This window comes from Jannaschia helgolandensis (assembly GCF_900109285.1).
Lineage (GTDB): Bacteria > Pseudomonadota > Alphaproteobacteria > Rhodobacterales > Rhodobacteraceae > Jannaschia > Jannaschia helgolandensis.
Genome location: NZ_FNZQ01000002.1, coordinates 57,499 through 84,113, shown reverse-complemented (window position 1 = coordinate 84,113; position 26,615 = coordinate 57,499). Strand labels below are relative to the sequence as shown.

Below are 26,615 nucleotides of genomic sequence, written 5' to 3'. Positions count from 1 at the left end.
AGAATTCCGTGCCACCCTACAAGTTATTTAAAAACAATTACTTACAGGTGTTGGTGGCGGAGAGACAGGGATTCGAACCCTGGGTAGACGTTAATCCACAACGGTTTTCGAAACCGTCCCGTTCGACCACTCCGGCACCTCTCCGCACGGGTGGTGGCGCGTCTTTAGGCAAGAGGCGCGACTGCCGCAAGAGGATCAGGCCTCATTTTGTATCTTAACCCTGCGCCGGGTTATGCGACTCTCACTCCCTTGTACCGGTGCTCACACGCGATGGGCTTGATGCGGGAGGGGCGTGGCATGAAAGGAACTGTCAGTGTTCAGCACTCTGGGGCCCTGTAGGGTCCGTTGACCGAACCGATCGACCGGGAGCACCGAGGCCTCGGCGCAGGCGCTATCCGGGCCAAACCCTGCGAGGGATCAGGTCGGTGCCCGCGCGGCCCCGATGACCGCTTTTATAATGCCGCCATGATCCGTTGGGCCGATGTGGCATTCGGAATGATACCCTGCGGGCAGAGCGTTGCGGCAGCCTGGTTCATGGCACAAGTGGTATTCTGACCCGCTGATACTTTCGGCCCCGCTCAAGCCCGGCCTTGCCTTGACAGGCATGGGACCGCGTGAAATAGCCCCGTCGTGGCCGTAAGGATTCTTGCGGCCAATTGATTTTTACGCCTGTCCCCTTGGGACGCGCTGTCCGAGGTGGTCTGGCATCCGATGGGTGTCGGCCGGAACGCCCCGAAAGGGGGACCGCAGGACGCGGATACATAGCAAGGAGAGAGCGGATGTTTGCCGTTCTGAAAACCGGTGGGAAGCAGTACCGGGTCGCCGAAGGCGACGTGCTTCGCGTGGAGCGTCTGGCTGCAGAAGCCGGTGATACGATCCAGTTCAACGATGTGCTGATGCTCGGCGGAGACAAGGTCACCGTCGGCGCGCCCCTGATCGCCGGAGCCGCCGTTCAGGCCGACGTGATCGATCAGATCAAGGGCGAAAAGCTGATCCATTTCGTCAAGCGCCGCCGGAAACATTCGTCGCAGCGCACCAAGGGCCACCGCCAGAAGCTGACGTTGCTGCGGATCACGTCGATCTTGGCCTCGGGTGGTGACAAGTCGGGCGTCAAGGTTGCGACGGGCACCGGGTCACTGTCGGCCGCAGACAAGGCCGCCGCCAAGCCCGCGTCGAACAAGCCCAAGACGTCGAAGTCTGGCAACAAGTCGGTCGCTGGCAAAAAGTCGGATGACGGTGTTTCGACCGCAACCAAGGTGGCTGTGGCCACCGGTGCGGCTGTCGCCGCTGGTGCCGCCGTTGCTGCCGGTGCTGTCGTCGCCAAGAACGCGGCCGACACGAAGCAGGCCGCGGCTCCCAAGAAGGCTGCTGCAAAGAAGGCCGATGCAGCCGAAGCCTCGGTCGGAAGCAAGCCCGGCAACCTGCTGAAGAAGGCGCGCGGGGACAAGGCCGACGATCTGAAGAAGATCTCTGGCGTGGGTCCCAAGCTGGAAGGCCTGCTGCACGAGAATGGTGTATTCCACTTCGACCAGATCTCCGCTTGGGGACCGGCCGAAATCGAATACATGGATGACAAGCTGTCGTTCAAGGGTCGCATCGAGCGCGACGATTGGATCGATCAGGCGACCAAGTTCGCCGCAGAACAGGAGTAAGGACAGATGGCACACAAGAAAGCCGGTGGCTCCTCCCGCAACGGCCGCGATTCTGCGGGTCGTCGTCTGGGCGTGAAACTTTTCGGTGGCCAGGCGGCCATCGCAGGCAACATCATCGTGCGTCAGCGCGGCACCAAATGGTGGCCGGGCGAAGGCGTGGGCCTTGGTCGGGATCATACGATCTTTGCTACGACCGACGGCGCCGTGACGTTCCGCAAGGGCTTCAAGGGCCGCACCTATATCAGCGTCCTTCCCGTGGCGGAGGCAGCCGAGTAAGCCGAACCTTCAGGTTCACCTTTTCAAGGGGATCGGCGACAAGCCGGTCCCCTTCGTCGTTCATGCCCCCATCTGACCGCGAGGTTCCGATGATCAACCGCATCCCCCATGCTGCCGATCAGCCGCATGTGCCGACCCTGACGGGACCGCGCATCGTTCTGCGTGCGCCACAATCCGGTGATGCGGCGAGGCGGCTGGCCCTGGGCCACTCATCGGAGGTCTTGCAGGCCTACGGCATGGATTCTGCGACCGTGCCGTCGTTGACCGAAACGGCATGCCAAGCATGGCTGGCGGAGCAACAGGCGGCGCTGGCGTGGATGATCACCCTGGGCGGCGATCTGATCGGAACAGTGCGTCTGCATAGCCACGTCATGGCTGACCGTCGGGCAAACCTTGCCATCGGCCTGCTGGATGCAGCGCATCTGGGGCAGGGATACGGGACCGAAGCATTGCGTCTCGTGATTGAACAGGCCTTCGATGGCATGGGTCTGAACCGGTTGTCGCTGCGGGTTCTCGACACCAATGAACGGGCGATCCGGTGCTATGCCAAACTGGGTTTCGTCACCGAAGGACGCGAGCGCCAGTCGGCGCGCACCGCCGACGGCTGGCGCGACGATGTGATGATGGGACTTCTGGCCTCCGAATGGGTGCCGGATTGAGCGTTGCAGTCCTTCCCTTCGTGGCCTTCGCCATCAGTCAGGTCGGCACACCCGGCCCGGCGAACATGGCGTTGATGACCACGGGTGCGGCCCACGGTTTGCGCGCGGCGCTGCCCTTCGTGGCGGGCGTTGCACTTGGCAAGCAGCTTGTCATCTGGCCTGTCGGCTTCGGTCTGATGGAATTGGCCGACCGCGCGCCCTGGGCATTCGAGACGCTGAAATGGATCTCCGCTGCCTATATCGTCTGGTTGGCCTGGCGCGTTGCACACATGCGCCTGGAACATAGGGGCGCGGCAAAGGCACCGGGTTTTCTTGCCGGGCTGATTGTTCACCCCCTCAACCCAAAGGCCTGGGCGATGATCACCGGCGGGTTCACCGCCTTCACCGTTCCCGGCACGCCCGCTTTGCAGGCGACGGCGACCATCGCCGCGATCCTTCTGGCGACACAGGTTGTGTTGCACCCGCTCTGGACCTGGGGCGGCAGCCTGGTCGCTCATCACCTTCGCGGCACCACCGGGGAACGTTACCTGATGTGGACCCTCGCCACCCTTACCGTAGTTAGTGTTTTGTTCGTATTGTTCGGAGGAGGAACGTAATGACCCCGCAACGTGCGCCCCTGCGCGTCGATCGTGTCGAAACCGGTGACCAGGCCATACTGACCACCAGTCGCCTGACGCTGCGACCCCTGCGGCGCAGCGACATGGGTCTCATCGACCTCTATGCGGGCGACAAGCGCGTAGCGTTGAACACACCGTCGATTCCGCACCCCCTGCCGCCGGGTGCAACCGATGCCTTCGTCACCCGTGTCATGGCGGGCGAAGGAGAGGATACCGTCTGGGCGATGGACGCGACCGCCGCCGGGCTTGATGAAATTGTCGGGGTCGTAAGCCTTAAGCGAATGGACCGCGACCAGTGGGAAATCGGTTACTGGGTTGGACCTGCCGTTTGGAACACCGGCCTTGCATCCGAGGCTGTGACCGCGCTGATCGAAGCGAACCCGATGAATGCCAGACAGATTTTCGGAACGATCTTTCAGGACAACCCGGCCTCGGCCCGTGTTCTGACCAACGCCGGGTTCGACTACATCGGTGACGCCGAGACGTTTTGCGTCGCGCGCAACGCCGTCGTTCCGACCTGGACCTATATTCGGCAGATGCCCGCCAGCAAGGTGTGACCCCATCGCTTGAGCCTCTGGGCAAAGGCGTCTATCGGACGGGTCTGATCGCCCAGCGGATACCAGTCTCATGAAGTTCCTCGACCTTGCACGCGTATATATCCGCTCCGGTGGCGGGGGCGCGGGTGCGGTATCCTTCCGGCGCGAGAAATACATCGAATACGGCGGCCCCGATGGCGGTAACGGCGGGCGCGGCGGCGATGTCATCGTCGAAACGGTCGAGGGTCTGAACACCCTGATCGACTTCCGCTACCAGCAGCACTTCTTCGCCAAGTCGGGGCAGGGCGGCATGGGCAAACAGCGCACCGGCAAGGATGGCGACAGCATCGTCCTGTATGTTCCCGTCGGCACGGAAATCCTCGACGCCGATCAGGAAACCGTCATCGCCGACATGGACCAACCCGATCAGCGCATCGTGCTGGCCAAGGGCGGCAACGGCGGCTTCGGCAACCTGCACTTCAAATCCTCGACCAACCAGGCGCCCCGCCGCGCCAATCCGGGACAGGAAGGTGTGGAGCGGGAAATCTGGTTGCGGCTGAAGCTGATTGCGGACGTGGGCCTTCTGGGCCTGCCCAACGCGGGCAAGTCGACGTTTCTAGCTGCGACCTCGAACGCGCGGCCCAAGATTGCTGACTATCCTTTCACCACGTTGGTTCCGAACCTTGGTATCGTGGCGGTCGACGGGATCGAATTCGTTGTCGCGGATATTCCCGGCCTGATCGCGGGTGCGCATGAAGGCCGGGGCCTGGGCGACCGTTTTCTGGGCCACGTTGAGCGGTCCGGCGCGCTGCTGCATCTGGTCGACGGCACCACCGATAATGTGGTCGAGGACTATCAGACCATCATCACCGAGCTTGAGATGTATGGCGAAGACCTTGTCGACAAGCCGCGCCTGACGGTCCTGAACAAGACCGATGCCATCCCCGACGACCAGCTGGAAGAAAAGCGCGCTGCCCTGTCGGAAGCCATCGGAAGCGAGGTCATGACCATGTCCGGCGTGTCGGGCGACGGCGTGACAGACGTGTTGCGCGCCCTGCGGATCCTGATCGGACGCGCGCCCGCATCGGAGCCGGATGACAGCATCTCGGACGCCCCGTGGTCACCGGTCTGACATCCGGCAACGGGGCCGTCGCGCTGCGCGACGCGCGACGGGTCGTCGTCAAGATCGGCTCGGCCCTTCTGGTGGATGCCGAGACGGGCGCGGTCCGCTCGCCGTGGCTGGCCGGTCTGGCCGCAGATGTGGTCGAATTGCAGCAGGCGGGCGTGCAGGTGATCCTGGTATCGTCCGGTTCGATCGCCCTTGGCCGCCGAGTCCTGGGTCTGACGCCGCCCTTGTCGCTGGAGGAATCGCAGGCCGCCGCCGCCGTCGGCCAGTTGTGCCTGATCGCTGCCTATGACGAGGTGCTGGCCCCCTCGGCCCAGATCCTGCTGACACTCGACGACAGCGAAAACCGCCGCCGTTATCTCAATATGCGTGCGACCTTCGAGACGCTTCTCAACCTCGGCGTCGTGCCAATCGTCAATGAAAACGATACTATCGCCACTGACGAGATACGCTTCGGCGACAATGACCGTCTGGCCGCGCAGGTCGCGGCGATGGCCGGTGCGGACGTCTGCGTCCTGCTGTCGGACGTCGACGGGCTTTATACTTCGAATCCGAATATCGATCCAGATGCTAAACATCTGTCAGTGGTGGAGACGATCACCGACGATATCGCCGCCATGGCGGGCGAGGGGGTGTCGGGCCTGTCGAAGGGCGGCATGATCACCAAGATCATGGCCGCCCGTACCGCGACCGAAGCAGGTTGCGCGCTGGTCATAACGCGGGGCGGTGACCGTCCGCTTTCAGCATTGGCCGCGGGTGCCAGGGCGACATGGTTTCTGGCCCGGGACGATCCGCGTGCCGCACGAAAGCGTTGGATCGCGTCGATGAAGACGCGCGGGACCGTGGCAATCGACAATGGTGCGGCGAATGCCCTGGCCGACGGCAAATCGCTGTTGCCTGCGGGTGTCAGCTATGTCGGCGGTGCGTTCGGGCGCGGCGATCCGGTAACCATCGAAGGACCCGACGGGCGCAAGATCGGGCAGGGTCTGATCCGCTACACCGCTGACGAAGCGCGGATGATCAAGGGCCTTCGGTCCAGTGACATCGCCGGAACGCTGGGCTATCCGGGACGGGCGGCGCTGATCCACCGCGACGACATGGCTCTCTGACGGAGTGCTCCGATGAAAGATCTGACCGAAGATATTCCCGCCCTGATGCAGGGGATCGGCGAAGCAGCCCGCGCGGCTGCCGCCGAACTCGCTTGTGCCTCGGCCGAACGCAAGCATGCGGCCCTGATCGGCGCCGCCGAAGCGCTCTGGGCACGCCGGGGCGACGTGCTGGCCGCGAACGCCAAGGATCTGGCCTATGGCCGTCAGAAGGGCCTGACCGACGCAATGATGGATCGTCTGACGCTAGACGAAGACCGCATCCGCGACATCATCGACAGCCTGCGTTCCATTGCCGAACAGCCCGATCCAGTGGGGCGCATACTGGCGGAATGGGACCGGCCCAACGGGTTGCACATCCGCCGCATCGCGACGCCGCTGGGTGTTGTCGGCGTGATCTACGAAAGCCGTCCCAACGTCACCGCCGATGCCGGGGCGCTGTGCCTGAAGGCCGGGAACGCCGTCATCCTGCGCGGCGGCTCCGAGAGTTTTCATTCCAGCCGCGCGATCCATGCCGCGATGGTAGTGGGGCTTCGGACCGCGGGCCTGCCGGAGGCTGCGATCCAGTTGATCCCGACCCGCGACCGCGCCGCCGTCAGCGCCATGCTGACCGCAACCGACCATATCGACATCATCGTCCCGCGCGGCGGCAAGGGTCTGGTCGGGTTGGTCAGCCGCGAAGCGCGGGTGCCGGTCTTCGCCCATCTGGAAGGCATCGTTCATATCTACGTCGACGCCTCTGCCGATGCGGACATGGCGCGCAAGATCATCCTGAACGCCAAGACCCGCCGCACCGGCATCTGCGGCGCCGCAGAATGCCTGCTGATCCACCGTGACGTGGCCGGCACACTGGGTGCAGACATCATCGCCGACCTGATGCGCGAAGGCGTCGAGGTTCATGCAGGCGAGGGGTTGCAGGGCAGTGTCGCGGCGACGGACGACGATTGGGGAACCGAATATCTTGACATGAAGATTGCCGCAAAAGTTGTTGAAAATGTTGACGATGCTATCGCACACATTCGCCAACACGGCAGCAATCATACCGATTGCATAATCGCCGAAGATGCCGCCCCGGTGGCCCGCTTTTTCGAGCGACTGGACTCGGCGATCCTTATGCACAACTCGTCGACCCAGTTCGCCGACGGCGGAGAGTTCGGGATGGGCGCTGAAATCGGCATCGCCACCGGCAAGATGCATGCACGTGGGCCGGTCGGGGCCGAACAATTGACCAGCTTCAAATACCTCGTTTCCGGAAACGGTGCGATCCGTTCATAATCAGTAGTATATAAGGCGAAGTTCATGTCGAAACGCCCGAACCTCGTCCGCCGGACGGTCTTTCCAAGTAGCGTCAGCCGCGCGGTCGTCACTCCGTTACAGCCCTCGGTCGTCTATTCCTCGCCCAGCCCCGACGCGCTGGACGATCAATACGAGGGGCGTGCCAAGGGATACACCTATGGGCGCGAGGGTCACCCGAACGCCGACGTTCTGGCCGGGATGATCGACCGTCTGGAGGGCGGGGAAGGCGGCATCATAACCGGCTCCGGCATGTCCGCTGTGACCGCCACGCTTCTGGGCCTGCTGTCAGCAGGCGATCATATCGTCGGCGGCAATCAGCTTTATGGGCGCAGCCTGCGGATGATGACGCAGGATCTGCCGCGATGGGGCATAACCTCGACGCTAGTTGACCCCACCGATGTCCCGGCGATGGAGGCGGCGATCACGCCTGCGACCAGGTTGATGCTGGTCGAAGTAGTGTCGAATCCCACCCTGCGGATCGCCGACATGGAGGGAATTGAACGGCTGGCCAAGGACCGCGGTCTGATCCTAGTCATCGACAACACCTTTACCACGCCCTACGGTTTTCCGGCCTATGCACGCGGCGCGGATGTCGTGATCCATTCGGTGACCAAGCTTCTGGCAGGGCATTCGGACGTCACGCTGGGATATGTGCTGGCGCGTGATCCGGACCACCGCAAGGCGATCTACGACACCAACGTCACACTGGGTCTGACGCCAAGTCCCTGGGATTGCTGGATGGCGGAGCGGGGCCTGTATACGTTTGACATGCGGTTCGAACGGGCGCAGGCCAACGCCGCCGCGATGGCGCAGCTTTTCGCGGATCATGACGCGGTCGAGACGGTGCTTTATCCGGGCAGGTCCGATCATCCCGACCACAATCGGGCGGGCGCGCTGCTGGACGGACAGTGGGGCAATATGGTCAGTTTCCGGCTGAAGGGCGGGCGGGCGCAGGCCAATGCGCTGACCAAGGCCGCCCCGAACCTCGCCTTCGCGCCGACATTGGGCGATGTTGGCACGACGCTGTCGCATCCGGCGTCCAGCAGTCATCGTGGCCTGACGCCCGAAGGCCGTGCCGCGCTCGGCATTACGGAAGGGTTCTTTCGTGTTTCCATCGGCTGCGAGCCGTTGGAGTTGTTGCAGCACGACTTCACCGTCGCACTGGATGCCGCGCGCTAAGCCGCGGTTTACCGGGGAATTAGATTCCGGCCAGGTTTGGCCGGGTCCGAGTAACACTGTGACGGTCTGGGGTTTGCTGATCATTGATTGAACCCTGTGCCTGGAATAGGCAATGCCGATCCCGCTGGCCTGACCGGAAGCCCCGATATGATTGAATCGATTTTGAATGCGCTGGCGGAACCGGCAATGCTGCTGGATGCCGCCGGGCGGGTGGCGGTCGCCAACCCGGCCGCGCAGGATCGGCTCGGCGTCTGGGTTGTCGGTCGGTCCTATGTCAGCGTGTTGCGTCAGCCTTCCCTGCTCCAGCCGGTCGAGGAGGCCTTTGCAGAGGGCAAACCCGGTGTCACCCGTTTCGTCCACAGCACGGGCGCCGTCGAAACGCTGTTCGAGGTGACGGTCTCGCCGATTCCGGTACCGGACGGGAGGCGGCAGGTCCTTCTGGTGTTTCGCGACCTGTCAGAGGCACGGGCAGGCGAGTCGATGCGTCGTGACTTTGTCGGCAACGTCAGCCACGAGCTGAAAACCCCGTTGACCGCCATTATGGGATTTATCGAAACATTGCAGGGTCCCGCGCGCGACGATCCGAAGGGGCGCGACCGCTTTCTGGCGCTTATGGCGCAGGAGACGGCGCGGATGAACAGGCTTGTGTCCGACCTGCTGTCGCTTAGCCGGTTGGAGGGTCAGTCGCGCAAGCGGCCCACCGACCGCATAGACATGGCGGCACTGGTGTCTGAAACGATCGGCATGCTGCGACCCGGAGCCGAGGCGGATGCGGTCGAAATCCGCTTCGATGCACCTGCGTCCGCACAGGTTATCGGTGATCGGGATCAACTGGTCCAGATCGTAAGCAACCTGATCGAGAACGCGATCAAATACGGCGCACATCCCGGGATTGTCAGCCTGAGCCTGCTCCATATCGACCGCGAGCCGGTGCTGCGCGGCCCGGCCTGGCGGCTGACCGTGAGTGATACGGGGCCGGGAATTCCGCCGGAGCATGTTCCGCGACTGACTGAACGATTCTACCGCGTCGACACGGGGCGGTCGCGGACGCAAGGCGGCACGGGGCTGGGCCTTGCCATCGTCAAGCATATCGTCAACCGACATCGGGGGCGCCTTCGGATCGAAAGCGTCGAAGGGCAGGGGACAGAAGTTACGGTGATCCTGCCGGCCAGTTGACGCTGCGTCATGACTGTCACAGAACCGACTGTCATAAAACCGTTACGCTTTCGTCACAAAAGGCCAACGCGAATTGACTAGTGCTGCCCAGAGCGCACCTCAAGACGGGGTTCGCCTGACGTCAAATGCCAACCAGGAGCATTCCATGTCCATAAACAAAGCCACCGTTTCGGGTTTTGCAATCATCGCCCTCTCGGCCACCGTGGCAACAGCGCGCGAACAGGTCCAGATCGCCGGGTCGTCCACCGTTCTGCCCTATGCGTCCATCGTCGCCGAAGCCTTCGGCGAGAACTTCGGCTTCCCGACCCCGGTGGTGGAATCAGGCGGCTCCTCCGCCGGTCTGAAGCGGTTCTGCGAAGGCGTCGGCGAGAATACCATCGACATCGCCAACGCTTCGCGCAAAATCCGCGACAAGGAACTTTCTGCCTGCGCCGACGCCGGTGTCACGGATATCATCGAAGTCCGTATCGGTTATGATGGCATCGTTTTCGCCAGCCAGCAGGACGGCCCGGCCTACAACGATTTCACGCCGTCGCAGTGGTATCTGGCACTCGCCTCTCAGATCCCCGGCGAGGACGGAGCGTTGGTCGATAATACCAACAGCACCTGGGCCGACGTCGATGCGGCATTGCCTGCCGAAGAAATCCTGGCCTTCATCCCTGGTACCAAGCACGGCACCCGTGAAGTCTTCGAGGAAAAGGTGATCCTTCAGGGATGCGAAGATACTGGCGCGCTGGAGCGGATGACGTCCGCTGGCATGTCCGAAGACGACGCCGAGACCGCCTGCATGTCGATCCGCGCCGATGGCCGCAGCGTCGACATCGACGGTGACTACACCGAAACCCTGTCCCGCATCCAAAGCGACGCCAACGGTATCGGCGTCTTCGGCCTGTCGTTCTACGAGAATAACACCGACAAGCTGAAGGTTGCGACGATGAATGGCGTCACGCCTTCGACCGAAACCATCGCTTCGGGTGAATACCCGGTATCGCGTCCGTTGTATTTCTACATCAAGGCAGCGCATCTGGGTGTCATCCCCGGACTGAAGGAATACGCCGAATTCTTCGTCTCGGACGATATTGCCGGTCCCGGCGGACCGCTTTCGGACTATGGTCTCGTTCCCGATCCGGAACTGGCAGCGACACAGGCAACTGTATCCGACGAAACGACAATGAAGTAAGACACGACCGAGACGGGGGGGGCGATTCCCCCCGTTTCTTTTCTGCCACGTCGACCCGGAGCTGCTGCCATGCCCCTCAGCTGGATTTTGCTGATCCTTGCCGTCATTGGCACCATCGCCTTCCTGATGGCCCGGTCGCGCGCGATCGCTACCGTCGACGGGGATGCACGTCGCCTGCACAGCCTTCCAATCTATTATGGCCTGAACGGCGCGTTGATGGCATTGACCCCGGCGCTTGGTCTTCTGGCAATCTGGCTTCTGGTCCAGCCGATCCTGTTGGACCGTTCCATCCTTGCCGATCTGCCTGCCGGCGCGGTTCCCGACGGCGGCACCGCCGCGCTCGTCATGTCGGATGTCCGCCGGGTGGCCGACGGGATCGACAGCGGCATTTCATCGGGTTCCTTCACACGCGACGAACTGCGCGATCTCTCGGTCGAAGATGTCGGCGGCTTGCTGGCATCCGAGGGCACAGCGCTCGGCAGTGCGCTTACAGGTGAGGTTCTCACGGCCGCGACGTCTTATTGGCAGGCCCGCAGTAGCCTGTCATGGATCATGACTATTGCTGTCATCGGTCTGGCGCTGATCGGCGGAGCCTGGGCCGTCAGCCGGTCCAGGGGTGAGTTTCGGGCCCGAAATGTAGTTGAGCGCGGCGTCCTTATCCTGATGATCGCCGCGGCATCCATCGCCATCCTGACCACCCTCGGCATCGTTTTGTCGCTGCTGTTCGAAACTGCAAACTTCTTCCGCCAGTATTCGTGGACGGAGTTTTTCTTCTCGACCACCTGGTCGCCCAGTTTCTCGGGCCGGGGCGGGGCTTCGCAACTTGGCATTCTGCCGCTGCTCTGGGGTACGCTGTATATTTCGACAATCGCGCTGATCGTCGCTGTGCCGATCGGACTGTTTGCCGCGATCTATCTGTCGGAATATGCGGGGAAGAAATTTCGCTCCGTCGCCAAGCCGCTGATCGAGATACTGGCCGGCATCCCGACCATCGTCTACGGGTTGTTCGCGTTGATCACCGTCGGGCCGTTCCTGCGCGATGCCTTCGCTTCGCCGTTGGGTCTCGGAAATTCGGCATCGTCGGTCATGACTGCAGGTCTGGTCATGGGCATCATGCTGATCCCCTTCGTATCGTCCCTGTCGGACGACATCATCAACGCGGTACCGCAGGCGATGCGCGACGGCAGCCTTGGTCTTGGTGCCACGAAATCCGAAACCATACGCCAGGTCATCGTGCCCGCCGCCCTGCCGGGTATCGTCGGGGCAGTGCTTCTGGCCGCGTCCCGCGCCATCGGCGAGACGATGATCGTGGTATTGGGGGCAGGGGCCGCGGCCCGGCTTGACCTCAATCCGTTCGAAGCGATGACAACAGTAACTGTCAAGATCGTCTCGCAGCTGACTGGGGACACTGACTTCGCCTCGCCGGAAACGCTTGTGGCCTTTGCACTTGGCCTGACGCTCTTCGTTATCACGCTGGGTCTGAACGTACTGGCCCTGTTCATAGTCCGCAAATACCGGGAGCAGTACGAATGACCGACGCGACCGCGAACACCGCCCCGGCCGGCGCCGGGCAAGGCAGCCTGCTGATCAAGGATAGCCGCACCGCCAAGCGCAACGGGGCGGAAGGCCGATTCAAGATGTATGGCCTGATCGCGGTCTGCATCGGTATCGCCATGCTGATCCTGCTGCTGACGTCGATCCTGACATCCGGTCTGTCGGCGTTCTGGCAGACGACGATCCAGATCGAGGTGACTCTGCCCGAAGAGAAGCTGGACAAGTCCGGCGTCCGCGACCCCGAGGTGATGGCCAAGGTCACGACCTTCGGCTATGCGCCATTGCTGCGCGACGGGCTTGAGGCGACCATCGCGGCCAATGGCATCGAGACAGAACTTTCAGCCAAGGACGCTGCGGAACTGATCTCGGACGAAAGCGTCGCGCAGTTGCGCAACCGCGTCCTGCGCAACCCCGACCTGATCGGCCAGACCGTTTCGGTCGAGGTCATGGCATCGGGTCGCATCGACGGCTTCTACAAGGGACGTGTGACCTATGCCTCGGCTGAGCGCGATACCAATATCAGTCCGGCACAGCTGCAACTGGCCGAAGCGCTCGAGGATAAGGGCCTGCTGAACACATCGTTCAACTGGCTGTTCCTGACTGCACCGGATGCGTCCGACACCCGGCCCGAAGCTGCCGGTCTGGGCGTGGCCATTCTGGGGTCGCTCTACATGATGCTGATCGTGCTGGTGCTGGCATTGCCCATCGGCGTGGCGGCCAGCGTCTATCTTGAGGAATTCGCGCCCCAGAACCGCTGGACCGATCTGGTCGAGGTGAATATCTCGAACCTCGCCGCCGTGCCGTCCATCGTGTTCGGTATACTGGGACTTGCGATCTTCATCAACTTCGCGGGCCTGCCGCAATCGGCACCCATCGTCGGTGGGCTGGTCCTGACGCTGATGACGCTGCCCACGATCATCATCGCCACCCGCGCCGCGCTGAAATCCGTGCCGCCTTCGATCCGCGATGCGGCGCTCGGCCTCGGCGCATCCCGCATGCAGAGCGTGTTTCACCACGTCCTACCGCTAGCCATGCCGGGTATCCTGACCGGCACGATCCTCGGTCTGGCACAAGCCCTGGGCGAAACCGCACCGCTGCTTCTGATCGGCATGGTCGCCTTCGTGCGCGAATATCCCGAAGCACCGTGGGAGGGTGGATTGTTCGATCCGGCCACCGCACTTCCGGTGCAGGTCTTCAACTGGACGCAACGGTCCGATCCGGCTTTCGTCGAACGGGCCAGTGGGGCAATCATCGTTCTTCTGGTATTCCTGCTGCTCATGAACCTGACGGCCATCTTCCTGCGCCGCCGGTTCGAGCGGCGGTGGTAGGACAGGGGCCGAAGCCATGTATGACATGCGATTGACGGAGAGAGTCTTGGACACCGAAACCGATAAACCGAAGATCACGGCCAAGGGCGTGCAGGTCTATTATGGCGATACACATGCCATCAAGGATGTGAATGTCGATATCGCCGACAAGACGGTTACGGCCTTCATCGGCCCATCAGGTTGCGGTAAATCGACATTCCTGCGCTGTCTGAACCGGATGAACGACACTATTTCCATCGCACGGGTCGAGGGCGATATCCGTATCGATGGGGAGGATATCTATGACAAGCGCGTCGATCCGGTGCAGTTGCGCGCCAAGGTCGGCATGGTGTTTCAGAAGCCGAATCCGTTTCCCAAGTCGATTTATGATAACGTTGCCTATGGTCCGCGTATTCACGGGTTGTCCAGGAACAAGTCCGATCTGGATGAGATCGTTGAAAACGCCCTGCGTCGCGCCGCACTCTGGGACGAGGCGAAGGACCGCCTGTCACAGCCGGGAACCGGCCTTTCGGGCGGCCAGCAGCAGCGTTTGTGCATTGCCCGTGCGGTTGCCACTGCGCCGGAAATACTACTGATGGACGAGCCCTGTTCTGCGCTTGACCCGATCGCAACCGCCCAGGTCGAGGAACTGATCGACGAATTGCGCCAAAGCTATTCCGTCGTCATCGTTACCCACTCGATGCAACAGGCCGCGCGCGTCAGCCAGAAGACGGCGTTCTTTCATCTCGGGCATCTGGTCGAATACGGCGAGACGGGAAAGATATTCACGTCGCCCGAAGATCCCCGAACCGAAAGCTACATTTCCGGCCGGATCGGCTGAGGAGAGAACCATGATCAGCAACACCCACATCGCCAGCGCCTTCGATCGCGACCTGGAGACCATTCAGGGTCTCATCATGAAGATGGGCGGCATGGTCGAAGAGGCAATCGAAAACGCGTCCACCGCGCTTCTGGACAGCGATCTGGACCTCGCCAATGCGACCCGGCGCGGTGACAAAGCCATCGACGCGCTTGAACTTCGCGTGAATGAAGAAGCGGCCCGTCTGATCGCCCTGCGCCAGCCCATTGCCACCGATCTGCGGACCGTACTGTCGGTGTTTCGCATCTCCGCCGCGCTTGAACGGGTCGGGGATTACGCGAAGAACATCGCGAAACGGACTGAAATTCTTCAGGAACTTCATCCGGTGGAGGGTGGAACTGCATCCCTGAAACGCATGTCCAAGGCAGTTCAGACCATGCTGAAGGATGCCTTGGACGCCTATATTCAACGCGACTCCGCTCTGGCCTACGACGTGCGCGCCCGTGATGAGGAGGTAGACCAGATGTATAATGGTCTGTTCCGGGAATACCTGACCCATATGATGGAAAATCCGCGCAACATAACGGCCTGCATGCACCTGCATTTCATGGCGAAAAACATCGAGCGCATGGGCGATCTGGTGACCGGTATCGCCGAACAGGTCATCTATCTGGTCGATGGCGTCCTGCCGGACGAGGACCGTACCAAGGCCGATATCACCAGCACGACACGCGGTGGGACGGTCAAGTGACCCAGCCCTCGGTCCTTGTGGTCGAAGACGAAGCCCCGCAGCGCGAGGTGCTTGTCTATAACCTCGAAGCGGAAGGGTTCGACGTTCGTCAGGCGACCTCCGGTGATGCCGCGCTGGAGCTTGCGCGCGAAGATAATCCGGACCTGATTTTGCTGGACTGGATGTTACCCGAGGTGACCGGCATCGAAGTCTGCCGCCGTTTGAAATCCACCGCTGAAACACGCGGCATTCCGGTCATCATGATCTCGGCCAGATCGGAAGAAGTCGACCGGGTGAGGGGGCTGGAAACCGGCGCGGATGATTACGTCGTGAAACCCTATTCCGTCGTCGAACTCATGGCCCGCATCCGCACGCAGCTGCGTCGGGTCCGACCGGCGTCTGTCGGTGAAAAGCTGGAATTCGCGGACGTCACGTTGGATACCGTCCAGCACCGTGTGTTCCGCGACGGCGTCGAGCTGCATCTGGGTCCGACCGAATTTCGCCTGCTGACAACATTCATGGAACGCCCAGGCCGTGTCTGGTCGCGAGACCAGCTTCTGGACCGGGTCTGGGGCCGCGACATCTATGTCGACAGCCGGACCGTTGACGTGCATGTTGGGCGATTGCGCAAGGCGCTGCGCACAGCGACAGGTGTCGACGACCCGATCCGCACAGTGCGTGGGGCAGGTTACGCGCTAGGGTAGTAATCTTCATTTTCAGTAACTTGAACCGTGACTTTAAAGCACTGCGAAGCCTGCCTGAACCAAGGCATAATTATCCGATAACCAAGATTATGTAAAATAATGCCATGCGATATTGTGTGAGGTTGCTCAGAGATCGATTTCCACCACACCGTCACGCTCCGTCGCCCGGCTTTGGCACAGGATGATCGTTGTCTCTCGCTGTGCCTTGGACAATACGTAATCCCGATGCTCGACATCACCAGATACCAGCCCGCATTTACAGACCCCGCATAGCCCATCGGAACATTTCACGTCGATCGGTATGCCATTCCTGGTCAACACGTCTGTCGCGCTGCTATCTGCGGGAACGTGCAACTCTCGACCTGACCGCACAAGTCTGAGTATGAAGTCGTGGTTCTCGTATTCGACCTGCTCCGGCACCGAGAAATATTCCAGGTGCCGCGCCGCTTCCGGGATGCCGGTAGCCTCTGCCTCCGCCATGACCGCAGCCATGTATGGCTCCGCGCCGCAGGTATAAACATGTGCGCCTTCCGGCAGACCGCTCAGGATCCTTCCAAAATCGGCGCGTGATCCTTCGTCGGTGACGTGCAATGTCGCGCGATTTGCCCATGGTGCGCCAGCGATGTCGTCCAAGAACCCCATGGCGGCCCTCGACCTTCCAGAGTAATGCATTTCGAAACAACGGCCTGCGCTATAAAGCTCATGTGCCATGGCAATCATCGGAGTAATGCCGATGCCACCGCCCATCAGAACGGTATGTGATGCTTCAGGATCCAGCGCAAAATGGTTGATGGGACGCGACACGAACACACGTCGCCCCGGCGTGAAAATCCGGTGCATCAGCTTCGAGCCCCCTCGCCCACCGTCCTCGCGCAGCACACCAATGCGATAGGTGCTGCGGTCGGCGGGGTCGCCGCACATCGAATATTGCCGCAGGAACTCGGGCGCTACGACGATATCGAGATGCGCGCCGGCCTGCCATTCCGGCAGGTCGCCGCCGTCTGGCGACCGAAACGTGTATGACATCACACCCTCGGCCGTGACCTCTGCCGCCGCGACTTCGACCTGAATGACCGGGCTGTCGCCTCCGGTGTCATAGATGTGCAAATGCCCGCGCTCATCCCGCTCCAGCAGGGACTTGTATTCCTGCGCCGTTACCATCGCCTGATAGGCCGCGATCCCCGCCTCCCGATCCATCGGAAACGGATACGGCCATGGATGCGGGGCCAGAGGCGCGGGATAGACGGCCAGAGTCTGATCCTTGTATTTCAGCTCCAGATCGCGTTGCAGCGAGCGTTCGTTGACCGGCTTGTCTGTCGAGCGGTATCCGCCGTCGTGGTCCAGCTCCAGATCCCACCACCATTTCTTGATCGGGTTCAGGCCGCCGTTTCCGACCGCATCGTCCAGTCTTGCCAACGCAGGTGCCAGTTTCGGCACGTTCATCGCAGCCCAGCGAAACGGCTTTTCCTTGAACACGCCCTCCAGATTCCACGGGCAGGTCTTCATGCACCGGCCGCACATCGCGCCACCCTCGGTCGTAATCCGATACGTGGCGCATTTCTGGCTGTCGGATTTCCAGATCTCATAGCCGTTGAACATCAGCTTCGGACCGGCTGTGATTGCCCCCGACGGGCATTCCCGCGCGCATTTGTTGCAGCTATCGCAAAACGTCTGCAGACCGAAATCAATCGGCTTGTCATGCGCCATCGGCAGGTCTGTCGTGACGACGCCCGATTTAAGGCGCGGGCCCAGAAACGGGTTCAGGATCACCTCGCCGATGCGGCTGACCTCGCCCAGACCGGACAGAAGCAACAGCGGCGGCTGCAGAACCTCGCCGTCCATCACCGAATGGGCCTTGGCTTTGTAGCCCAGATTGCGGATTTGCCTGGCGATCACCCCGCCCAACAGTGAAAACCGCAGATAGGCACGCATTGACTGCGCAACGCTGATCCAGTCGTCGCCGGACGCGCCCTCCATCGTCTCGTAGCCCTGGTCGATGATCATGCTGATCGCCTGATCGTGCGGCGGGTCGATCACGTCGCCGCGCGCGTCATGACTATACCATGCCCAGTCCGGACAGCGACTGATCCCGATGGCATCGACCCCCAGCCAATACCCCGTCGCCTTGACCAGATCTGCGGCGGCCTGTGGGTCCAGACGTGCCTTTTCGACCGCTGAGTCCCCGTCTTGCAGCAATAAGAATGCCGCCAGGGCCCGACGCTGCGCCATCGACGGAGCGGCCTTGCGAACGTAATGCCCGCCCTTCGAGGCCTCCTGCAACGGTTTGCCCATGTCGCCGAATTGCGCACGGGCGAACATGTCGGCGCGCTTGGGCACGCGGGCGACATTCGGCTCGTCTATATAGGTCGTGGGCGTGTCGACGCGGCGCAGCGTTTCGAACGGATGCGCGCCGTCGACAAAGCGGCGCTTGGCAAATGGCACCGCGTTGAATGCGTTCTTGGCGAACCCTGCCCCGACCTTCCACGCCAGACCGTGTGCCGAAGCTGGCTGCTCACTGGCCAGCGGTTGGTCCGGCGCGATCTTGAACGTCGTTGTAACGGCGGCCAGTCCGAAACGAGAGCCGATGTAGGGGTGGGTCAGCCCCCCGTCCCGCACCACCGCTAGACCTGCCGCAACCGCAAGCCGGTTCAGATCGACATCCGATGACGACACTGTATGTCCACGCGCGGCATATCCCAGCAAACGCAGGTAATTGGCCACGACGATGGCAGTTTCCGAAGCCAGCAACCCCGCGCGATGGGCCTGCGCGTCGGCAATCCATTCGGTGCCGACCTCGTTCTTTTCCGGATCGCGCGGGTTCTCGTACAGAAAGACGATCGCATGAGTATGATCGTCGATGGTCGTGGGCGCGGCTTCAAGCGAGTCCCTTAGGTCGGCCATGATCGTGTCGATGCCAGAGGCCAGCGTCTTGATCTGCCGGGTCTTCAGATCTCTGGCCAACCGGGCAACATCAGGGTTCGAATGCGGCTGTTTCAACAACGCCGCTCGTGGCAGGCGACAGACCCCGACGACAGCCGCATCACAAAAATAGCCAAATGCCTTCAGGTGGTTGGAACGATTTTTCACATCGGTTGGTGCGCCAGCCAGAATCGGGTTGACCGGACCGTCGCGGATCGCGTCCAGCATGGCCTGATGTTCGGCCATCGCATTGATGATCGACGCTGCATCGCTCTTGCGGAAGATCAGCGGGCGGGCCGAAGGGACAGTCGACAGATCAGGCATCGCATCGCTGCGCGCCAAGCGCTCCGAGGGATACGGTCCCATGTGAACCGGACGATTGGCATCGGAAAAGAAGCGGAGCGTCATAAGGTGCGGGTCCATACTGTCGGTGGCATATCTCCGCCGGATGGTCTGGAATACGCAACCCCGAACTCTGATGCGCACGAATAGCCTGCCCTGGATCAGGGCAACCCTGAAGGCAGGGTCGGCTCGACACGGGTGGAACGGTCGTCCAAGGTGAATTTCTTTGATAACGAGTTTGTTTGAATGTCAAAGCGTGCCACCGATACCGAGCAGTTTCTACTCGATCTGATGATTCAGCCGGATATCGAGAATGCCTGGTCCAAGCTAAAGGATCGTATGGCCGGTTACGGGTTCGACCGTGTTCTTTATGCGGCCACACGGTTTCGGACGGATCACACGACAGGCGATCTCAGGGATGCATTCATCCTGACCAACTATCCCAAGGAATTCACCGACCCCTATCTCGAAGGCGGCCTGTTTCGCGACGCCCCCATGGTCCGCTGGGCTATGCAGAACGTGGGCACCTTGTCCTGGGGTGAAATTGCCCGTGATGCCTCCGAAGGCCGATTGCCTCCCGAAGTCATGCGCGTGGTCGAATTCAATCGCAAGCATGGCATCGTAGCGGGCTATGGTATCAGCTTCCCGCGCCATTCCGTCCGCGCAGGTCACGGGATCGGGCTGGGCAGCACGACCATGACGCAAGCAGAAGCGGATGCGATCTGGGCGAGCAGCGGCAACGAGATCGAGTTGATCTGCCACGTTACACATCTGACGTTCCTGTCCCTGCCCTATGGTCTGCACGGGCGGAATCTGACGAATCGCCAGCGCGAGGTTCTGGAACTGATAGCCGATGGCAAGACAGTCCAGGATATAGCAGTCCTGCTGAAAAAATCGCCTGCGACGATCGAGAAACACCTGAGACTGGCGCGCAAAGAACTGAATGTCGAAACGACAGCTCAGGCGATATTGAAAATATCAATTCAAAATCAGTTTTTTATGTATGATCCTTAACCAAATTTTAATTTTTACCGAAAGGTAAGGTTTTCCCTACTTACCTTGGGTAAAGGCAAATGACATCCTGAACGTGTTCTGTGAGTGATGGCAATTTCGCCAAGAACTATTCGGACGCGGTGTGACGGTGCCCTTAAACCGCCATTGCGCTCCGCCCGATGAAGTTCGGACCCGCGAGGTTCCGGGGAATTACCCCCGGAACCGAGCACTTCGGGGACAGTCTCTTCCCTACAGCCCCGAAATGGAATCGGCGCCAAGGTTCACCCTTGGCGCCGCACCATTATCGTGATGGCAGACAGATCAGCTCTTGCCGACTGCGGCGACTTCGGCGGCGAAATCTTCGACCACCTTCTCGATGCCCTCGCCCACTTCCAGACGCACATAGCCGGTAACTTCGACGCCCGCGTCCTTGGCGGCCTGGGCGACGGTCACGTCCGGGTTCACCACGAACTGCTGGTTGAGCAGCGTGACTTCGGCCATGTATTTCTTCATCCGGCCTTCGATCATCTTTTCGATGACCTGCTCGGGCTTGCCGCTTTCGCGGGCGATGTCGATCTGGACCTGACGCTCCTTGTCGACGATTGCCGCGTCGAGGTCCGCTTCAGACAGCGATGCCGGATTGGCCGCGGCGACGTGCATCGCGACCTGCTTGCCAAAGGCGTCGTTCGACGACGACAGCGCGACCAGCACACCGATCTTGCCCATGCCCGGCGCCGCGGCGTTGTGGACATAGGAAACGACTGACCCGCCGGACAACTTGGCCATGCGACGCACGGACATATTCTCGCCGATGGTGGCGATCTTGTCGGTGACCATCGATTCGACGGTCTTGCCACCGACCTCGGCGGCCTTCAGCGCGTCGATATCGTCGACCTTCAGCGCGGCCTCGGCGATATCCGACACCATTTTCTGGAAGTCGGCGTTCTTGGCAACGAAATCAGTCTCGGAGTTCACTTCGACGGCGACGGCCATACCGTCGGCCACGGCCACGGCGACAAGGCCTTCGGCGGCGGTGCGGCCGGATTTCTTGGCAGCCTTGGCCAGACCCTTGGTCCGTAGCCAGTCGACCGCAGCTTCCATGCTGCCGTCGTTTTCGGTCAGTGCCTTCTTGGCATCCATCATGCCCGCGCCGGTCGTGTCGCGCAGTTCTTTCACCATCGCAGCAGTAATCGCCATGATCCTGTCTCCTTTAGAAATGGGGATGGGCGCGGCCTAGATGACCGCGCCCCGTAACCGATTGATGTCCCTGGGCTTACGCCTCGGCAGGGGCTTCCTTGGCGGGGGCTTTCTCGGCCTCGGGTGCGGACGCGGACTCTGCATCATCCACATCGGGTTCCACGGCTTCGCCCGGATCGACGGATTCTTCGACGTTGTCCATCTCACCGATGTCTACACCGGCGGCGCCCAGCTGTGCGGACATGCCATCCAGAGCGGCGCGGGCGACCAGATCGCAGTACAGGCCGATGGCACGCGCCGCATCGTCGTTGCCGGGAATGATATAGTCGACGCCATCGGGCGAGCAGTTGGTATCGACGACCGCAACCACCGGGATGCCCAGCTTCTTGGCTTCGGCAATGGCCAGATCTTCCTTGTTCACATCGATAACGAACAGCAGATCGGGCAGTCCTCCCATTTCGCGGATGCCGCCAAGCGACGCCTGCAATTTGGTCTGGTCCCGCTCCATGCCCAGACGCTCTTTCTTGGTCAGGCCGGCAAACCCCTGTTCCATCGATTCGTCGATGGATTTCAGGCGGTTGATCGAATTGGACACGGTCTTCCAGTTGGTCAGCGTGCCACCCAGCCAGCGGTGGTTCATGTAGTATTGCGCGCAACGCTCGGCGGCGTCGGCGACGGGCTTCTGGGCCTGGCGCTTGGTACCGACGAACAGGATGCGCCCGCCACGGGCGACGGTGTCGCGCACGACCTGCAATGCCTGGTCCAGCATCGGGACGGTCTGCGTCAGATCCATGATGTGGATGCCGTTCTTGGCACCGTAGATGTACGGCCCCATGCGCGGGTTCCAGCGTTGGGTCTGGTGGCCAAAGTGAACGCCGGCTTCAAGCAGCTGACGCAGGGAGAAATCAGGCAATGCCATGTCTCTAATCCTTTCCGGTTTGAACCTGAGCGGGGGATCAGAGCATGACGCTCAACCGGTGGACCGTTCGGGGATGTCTCCCCCGAGGGCCCGCCCCCGCCTGTGAAGTGGGTCGCGTCTAGGGGGTGCGGTGTCCGGGCGCAAGGGGAAATCGCGGTGAACGCAATGTATGGCGACAGTGCATATTCGGGTATTACGCGGGTCATACGATCGGCGCAGGCTGCTGTGTTGCGCGCACTTCTTCTGGAATGACACCCCTGATGGTCGACACCGGCGGAGCCGGTGCCGGTCTGTCAGGGAATGATCCGGGTGTATTTCTGGCCTTCCAGCGTCGCACCGGCCAGCAGACCCGCCTGTCCGAACACCACGGCGATCACCGGGGTCAGCAGTGCAGTCGTGTCGGTCGACAGGTTGCCCGCATTGGAGGACACGGCATATTCCAGGTTCGCCCCGGCGGTCCAACCCTGCGACGCGCGGAAATTGGCCAGCGCGGGTTGCGTCATGAAGAACAGCGCGTGGCTGTATTGCTGCCCGCCGATCTGCAATCCGAAGGACGCGGCAGTTGTGGAATAGTAATCCACCGTCACGTCGTCGATGCGCAGCGCACCGCGGCCATACGCCCCGCCGAAGCCGAATCCGGCCTCGGTCACGACCGGCATCATCAGGATGCCCGCGGCCTTGCCCGCCAGGACCTGCGTGTCAGGCAGGGTCGCATACATAAAGTTGAAGGCTGCATCGACGCGACCATCAATGCGGTCACCGCCATCGCTGCCGATGCCGTTGCCGCAGGCGGCCAGCGCCAACGGGGCGGAAGCCGTCGCAAGGAAGCGACGACGTGAAAATACGGTCATGGGTTGTGTCCTGTCCAAGTCTGCTCTGACGGTCGAAGTCTGATGCCCGATCCGTTGCGAAATATTAGCAGCCCCTGTCGGACCTGTCACCCCTCAGGGATGCCACGGCTCTGACGCGGCGGGAGCAGCGCCCGGATCGGTGCCGGTCTCGGCGGTCCCGGTGCCCTCGGGCGCGACTTCAGGGAAGGCTGCGGCAAAGCGGGTGGCCTGCCGGTGAGTCCATCGCAGGGACAGGTAAATGCCGTCTTCGCCCTGCGTTTCTTCCAGGACGGCGCCTTCTTCGTGCAACCATGCGCGGGCCTTCCCGGCATCGAAGGGCAACGTCAGCGTGATTTCGCTCAAGGCCGCCGTCATCTCGGAGGCGATGCGCTCCAGAAGCGCATCCAGCCCCTGCCCCGTCAGTGCCGACCCCAGATAGACGTCGTCACGCCGGGCGGCCAGATTTTCCGCCGCGGCCATATCGTCGGATGTCAGAGCGTCGGCCTTGTTCCACATTTCCAGCCGTGTGATGTCGTCGTCGACGCCAAGCGCCTCAAGGATGGCTTCGACGTCCCGCGCCTGAACCTCGGTCTCGGGGTGGGAAATGTCGCGGACATGCACGATCAGGTCGGCGTCCAGCACCTCCTCCAGCGTGGCGCGGAAGGCGGCGACCAGTTGCGTCGGAAGGTCGGAGATGAACCCAACCGTGTCCGACAGAATCACCTTGGTATCATGCGGCAGGTCGACCGATCGCATCGTCGGGTCCAGCGTCGCGAACAGCATGTCCCTGGCCATCACGTCGGCCCCGGTCAGGCGGTTGAACAGCGTCGATTTGCCCGCGTTGGTATAGCCAACCAGCGCGACGACCGGATAGGGCACCTTGGCGCGCGCGGCACGGTGCAATTCGCGGGTCTTCACGACCTTGTCCAACTGACGCCGCAGCTTGGTCATCTGCTCATCGATGGCGCGGCGGTCGGCCTCGATCTGCGTCTCGCCCGGCCCGCCTACAAAGCCAAGTCCACCGCGCTGCCGTTCCAGGTGGGTCCAGGCGCGCACCAGACGGGTCCGCTGATAGGTCAGCGCCGCCAGTTCGACCTGCAACACGCCTTCGCGGGTGGCGGCCCGGTCGGCGAAGATTTCGAGGATCAGGCCGGTGCGGTCCAGCAGTTTGACCTTCCACGCCTTTTCCAGATTGCGTTGCTGTACTGGCGTGACGGTGCCGTCGATCAGGATCAACTCGATCTCGTCGGCCTCGATCCGGGCGCGCAATTCCTCGACCTTGCCCTTGCCGAACAACATGCCGGGATGCGGGTTGGGCAGGCGCACGACGTCTCCGCCCGCCACGTCCAGCCCCGGAAGGGCGTGGGCCAGCGAGATGCATTCGTCCAATGAGTGTTGTGGCGTTCGACCGGAGCGGTCGCCAGCGCGGGTGTCGGGGTGCAGGACCAGGGCGCGCGTCGGCACAGCCTCGGTCGAGTGGGTGACGTCAGGTGGGTTCGCCAGCGGTTTCTTCCTCACCGTTGTAAAGGCTGATCGGCTGCGCCGGCATCACCGTGGAAATCGCGTGCTTGTAGACCAGTTGGCTTTGGCCGTCGCGGCGCAGCAACACGCAGAAGTTGTCGAACCAAGTGATAACGCCCTGCAATTTGACGCCGTTGATCAGAAAGATCGTCACCGGCACCTTCGTCTTGCGGACGTGATTGAGAAAAGCGTCCTGAAGGTTCTGCTTGTCCGATGCCATGTCAGCCCGTCCCTGTCCCACGCGCCCATTTTCGGGCGTCAGTTAACAATCCGGACTTTATGGGGCGGGCACGATGAAGTTTCCACCCCTGATCCGCAGGATTCTGACGTGGCGTGACAGGGCGTTGCCGAAACGACAGTCGGGCCGCCACCGCAGGACGTCCCCGGTCGATCAATCGCGCCAGAATTCCGGGTTCAGAAGTGCGATAAACGCAAGCGCTTCCAGGCGGCCCAGCACCATGGCCAGGGCCGAGACGATCTTGGCCATATCGGGCAGGGCATTCATCGCCCCCTGCCCGCCCAGCACGATTTCGGCGAGCGGTCCGGTCGTCGTCAGACAGGCCACCGCCAGGGCGAGCGCGCCGTCGAAATCGAGGCCGGTCAGTGTCAGGGCCAGCGTCACGGCCGCGATGGAGGTGGCGAACAGCATGAAGAACACCCAGGCCGCCTCGATCCCGCCGGGGGGAATGCGGCGCACAGCCCCGCTGTTGCCCGCGACGGAATGCGGATGGACCAGCATGTTCATCTCGTGGCGGCCCTGCGCATAGAGCGTATAGATGCGCAGCAGCTTGACACCGCCCGCCGTGGTCGCGACCCCGCCCCCGAAGATCGTCAGACCCAGCAACAGGACCGAAGGCGCGCCCAGACCCGACCAGGCCTGCGCCGCCTGCCACTGCGCACTTTCGAATCCGGTTGTCGTCAGGAAGGACAGCGCGGTGAAGGCCGACCCCCAGATCGCGCCGACGGCGGCACGCGCATCGTCCGCGCGACCCACCTCGTAGGCGCCGATCCAGTGACGGGCGAACAGGACGACCGTCACCGTGCCGACGATCATGCCCGCGATCCGAAGCTCCCGGTCATTGGCAAGATTGCGCATGTGATCGCGGTTCATGTCCGTCGTGAAGGCCTGCCGGGTGATCGCGAAGATCAGGAAGGCCGCCACGGCCACCTCGCCCGGCCAGCCCGCGCCGCTGCCTGAAATCTTGGTGCCGTCGGTGATACCCGATGTCGACATCGTCGACATGGCATGGATCAGGGCGGTCGTCCCGTTTTCCCCCGCGATCACGAGAATGCCCCATAGCATCACCGTCAGCGAGACGTAGACCGGCACCAGCGTCGACACTGCCCTGCGGACCCGCGATTCGGGCTCGATGGCCTGCGCCAGATCGCGGGTGGAACGGGTTTCAGCGCGCCGCGTCGTGTTCGCCTCGGCCACTTCGAAGCCACCCAGGTTCAGAGGGGCCAGGATCGCGATGGCCGCGACCCATACGATCATGCCGCCCTGCCATGCGACCATTGCCCGCCACAGATGCGCCGTCGACGACAGGCGGTCGGGCGAGAACAGACTGCCGCCGGTGGTGGTGATGGCGGCGACCATTTCGACATAGAGGTTGATGGCGCGGGTGTTCGAGACGATGCGGCCCAGCGGCAGCGCGGCCATCAGGGGCAGCAGGGTAAAAGCCGACAGCAACGCGATCAGATGGCTGCGCGTCGCATTGCGCGAGCGGTCGCGCGCCGTCGCCACGGCGATCGCCGCCAGCAGCGCCAGCAGAAGCGTTCCGGTATAGAAGAAGGCCTGTGCCTCGTGGTGCGCCCTGAGGGTCAGTGCGTGCAGTGCCGGAATATACATCGACGCCGCAAACACCGCCGAGAGCTTGACGATCAGCGGCACGCGGCGGAACATGCCGGTCACTGCGCCGGCGTCCGCACTGTGAAGCTGCCGTCCGGGTCCGTCACGGTGCGGGGCGTCAGAAACC

The 26,615-nt window shown here is 62.2% G+C and carries 24 protein-coding genes and 1 tRNA gene; 17 read left to right on the top strand and 8 right to left on the bottom strand.

Features of this window, described 5'->3' with window-relative positions:
- Nucleotides 1–54: 54 nt before the first annotated feature.
- Nucleotides 55–144: transfer RNA gene (locus BMY38_RS07435), tRNA-Ser, on the bottom strand.
- 635 nt (nucleotides 145–779) lie between these two features.
- Between BMY38_RS07435 and rplU the strand changes: the two genes are divergently transcribed.
- The 16 genes from rplU to phoB all read left to right on the top strand — a co-directional run bounded on the left by rplU (nucleotide 780) and on the right by phoB (nucleotide 15,918).
- Nucleotides 780–1,652 carry a 50S ribosomal protein L21 gene (gene rplU / locus BMY38_RS07430; RefSeq protein ID WP_092761452.1) on the top strand — a complete coding sequence of 291 codons (873 nt, stop codon included), beginning with the start codon at nucleotides 780–782 and terminating at the stop codon, nucleotides 1,650–1,652.
- 6 nt (nucleotides 1,653–1,658) lie between these two features.
- A complete protein-coding gene (gene rpmA, locus BMY38_RS07425; RefSeq protein WP_092761450.1) occupies nucleotides 1,659–1,928 on the top strand; it encodes a 50S ribosomal protein L27 in 270 nt (89 codons plus the stop codon).
- 89 nt (nucleotides 1,929–2,017) lie between these two features.
- Entirely contained in the window at nucleotides 2,018–2,587 is a 570-nt protein-coding gene (locus BMY38_RS07420) for a GNAT family N-acetyltransferase (RefSeq protein ID WP_175495800.1), read from the top strand.
- Nucleotides 2,584–3,183 carry a LysE family translocator gene (locus BMY38_RS07415; RefSeq protein WP_092761991.1) on the top strand — a complete coding sequence of 200 codons (600 nt, stop codon included), beginning with the start codon at nucleotides 2,584–2,586 and terminating at the stop codon, nucleotides 3,181–3,183. Before BMY38_RS07420 ends, BMY38_RS07415 begins: the two co-directional genes overlap by 4 nt.
- On the top strand, nucleotides 3,183–3,761 hold the full coding sequence (locus tag BMY38_RS07410; protein ID WP_092761446.1) for a GNAT family N-acetyltransferase: 579 nt from the start codon (nucleotides 3,183–3,185) through the stop codon (nucleotides 3,759–3,761). Before BMY38_RS07415 ends, BMY38_RS07410 begins: the two co-directional genes overlap by 1 nt.
- Nucleotides 3,762–3,831: 70 nt before the next feature.
- A complete protein-coding gene (obgE, locus tag BMY38_RS07405) occupies nucleotides 3,832–4,872 on the top strand; it encodes a GTPase ObgE (RefSeq protein ID WP_092761444.1) in 1,041 nt (346 codons plus the stop codon).
- Nucleotides 4,869–5,975 carry a glutamate 5-kinase gene (gene proB / locus BMY38_RS07400; RefSeq protein WP_092761989.1) on the top strand — a complete coding sequence of 369 codons (1,107 nt, stop codon included), beginning with the start codon at nucleotides 4,869–4,871 and terminating at the stop codon, nucleotides 5,973–5,975. The genes obgE and proB overlap by 4 nt, the downstream gene beginning before the upstream one ends.
- A 12-nt stretch (nucleotides 5,976–5,987) precedes the next feature.
- Nucleotides 5,988–7,247, top strand: coding sequence for a glutamate-5-semialdehyde dehydrogenase (locus BMY38_RS07395; RefSeq protein ID WP_092761442.1), 1,260 nt, complete (start codon nucleotides 5,988–5,990; stop codon nucleotides 7,245–7,247).
- Nucleotides 7,248–7,271: 24 nt separating this feature from the next.
- Nucleotides 7,272–8,447, top strand: coding sequence for a trans-sulfuration enzyme family protein (locus BMY38_RS07390; protein ID WP_092761440.1), 1,176 nt, complete (start codon nucleotides 7,272–7,274; stop codon nucleotides 8,445–8,447).
- Nucleotides 8,448–8,594: 147 nt separating this feature from the next.
- A complete protein-coding gene (locus tag BMY38_RS07385) occupies nucleotides 8,595–9,623 on the top strand; it encodes an ATP-binding protein (RefSeq protein WP_092761438.1) in 1,029 nt (342 codons plus the stop codon).
- 145 nt (nucleotides 9,624–9,768) lie between these two features.
- Nucleotides 9,769–10,803 carry a substrate-binding domain-containing protein gene (locus BMY38_RS07380; RefSeq protein WP_092761436.1) on the top strand — a complete coding sequence of 345 codons (1,035 nt, stop codon included), beginning with the start codon at nucleotides 9,769–9,771 and terminating at the stop codon, nucleotides 10,801–10,803.
- Nucleotides 10,804–10,872: 69 nt separating this feature from the next.
- Nucleotides 10,873–12,336, top strand: a complete 1,464-nt coding sequence (gene pstC / locus BMY38_RS07375) for a phosphate ABC transporter permease subunit PstC (protein ID WP_092761434.1) — start codon at nucleotides 10,873–10,875, stop codon at nucleotides 12,334–12,336.
- Nucleotides 12,333–13,685, top strand: coding sequence for a phosphate ABC transporter permease PstA (pstA, locus tag BMY38_RS07370; protein WP_092761432.1), 1,353 nt, complete (start codon nucleotides 12,333–12,335; stop codon nucleotides 13,683–13,685). The genes pstC and pstA overlap by 4 nt, the downstream gene beginning before the upstream one ends.
- A gap of 16 nt (nucleotides 13,686–13,701) precedes the next feature.
- Nucleotides 13,702–14,505 carry a phosphate ABC transporter ATP-binding protein PstB gene (gene pstB / locus BMY38_RS07365; RefSeq protein ID WP_092761430.1) on the top strand — a complete coding sequence of 268 codons (804 nt, stop codon included), beginning with the start codon at nucleotides 13,702–13,704 and terminating at the stop codon, nucleotides 14,503–14,505.
- 10 nt (nucleotides 14,506–14,515) lie between these two features.
- Complete coding sequence (gene phoU, locus BMY38_RS07360) at nucleotides 14,516–15,235, top strand: phosphate signaling complex protein PhoU (protein WP_092761428.1); 720 nt, start codon at nucleotides 14,516–14,518, stop codon at nucleotides 15,233–15,235.
- Entirely contained in the window at nucleotides 15,232–15,918 is a 687-nt protein-coding gene (gene phoB, locus BMY38_RS07355; RefSeq protein ID WP_092761426.1) for a phosphate regulon transcriptional regulator PhoB, read from the top strand. The genes phoU and phoB overlap by 4 nt, the downstream gene beginning before the upstream one ends.
- 126 nt (nucleotides 15,919–16,044) lie before the next feature.
- On the opposite strand, the gene BMY38_RS07350 is transcribed toward phoB, so the two are convergent.
- Nucleotides 16,045–19,245: a reductive dehalogenase gene (locus tag BMY38_RS07350; protein WP_092761423.1), complete on the bottom strand. Its 3,201-nt coding sequence runs from the start codon at nucleotides 19,243–19,245 to the stop codon at nucleotides 16,045–16,047.
- A gap of 180 nt (nucleotides 19,246–19,425) precedes the next feature.
- Between BMY38_RS07350 and BMY38_RS07345 the strand changes: the two genes are divergently transcribed.
- Entirely contained in the window at nucleotides 19,426–20,193 is a 768-nt protein-coding gene (locus BMY38_RS07345; protein ID WP_092761421.1) for a helix-turn-helix transcriptional regulator, read from the top strand.
- A 300-nt stretch (nucleotides 20,194–20,493) separates the two neighbouring features.
- Here the strand turns inward: BMY38_RS07345 and tsf are convergent, their stop codons facing one another.
- The 6 genes from tsf to BMY38_RS07315 all read right to left on the bottom strand — a co-directional run bounded on the left by tsf (nucleotide 20,494) and on the right by BMY38_RS07315 (nucleotide 26,542).
- Nucleotides 20,494–21,369 (bottom strand): translation elongation factor Ts, encoded by an 876-nt coding sequence (tsf, locus tag BMY38_RS07340; protein ID WP_092761419.1) that lies wholly within the window; start codon nucleotides 21,367–21,369, stop codon nucleotides 20,494–20,496.
- Between the two features lie 76 nt (nucleotides 21,370–21,445).
- A complete protein-coding gene (rpsB, locus tag BMY38_RS07335) occupies nucleotides 21,446–22,288 on the bottom strand; it encodes a 30S ribosomal protein S2 (protein ID WP_092761417.1) in 843 nt (280 codons plus the stop codon).
- 293 nt (nucleotides 22,289–22,581) lie between these two features.
- Nucleotides 22,582–23,139 carry a lipid-binding SYLF domain-containing protein gene (locus BMY38_RS07330; protein WP_092761415.1) on the bottom strand — a complete coding sequence of 186 codons (558 nt, stop codon included), beginning with the start codon at nucleotides 23,137–23,139 and terminating at the stop codon, nucleotides 22,582–22,584.
- Between the two features lie 93 nt (nucleotides 23,140–23,232).
- A complete protein-coding gene (gene hflX, locus BMY38_RS07325) occupies nucleotides 23,233–24,636 on the bottom strand; it encodes a GTPase HflX (RefSeq protein WP_245737541.1) in 1,404 nt (467 codons plus the stop codon).
- The gene (gene hfq / locus BMY38_RS07320; RefSeq protein ID WP_092761411.1) at nucleotides 24,605–24,859 is read right to left on the bottom strand and encodes an RNA chaperone Hfq; all 255 of its coding nucleotides are present in this window, start codon (nucleotides 24,857–24,859) and stop codon (nucleotides 24,605–24,607) included. Before hfq ends, hflX begins: the two co-directional genes overlap by 32 nt.
- Before the next feature lie 171 nt (nucleotides 24,860–25,030).
- Nucleotides 25,031–26,542: a potassium transporter TrkG gene (locus tag BMY38_RS07315; RefSeq protein WP_092761987.1), complete on the bottom strand. Its 1,512-nt coding sequence runs from the start codon at nucleotides 26,540–26,542 to the stop codon at nucleotides 25,031–25,033.
- Nucleotides 26,543–26,615: the final 73 nt, after the last annotated feature.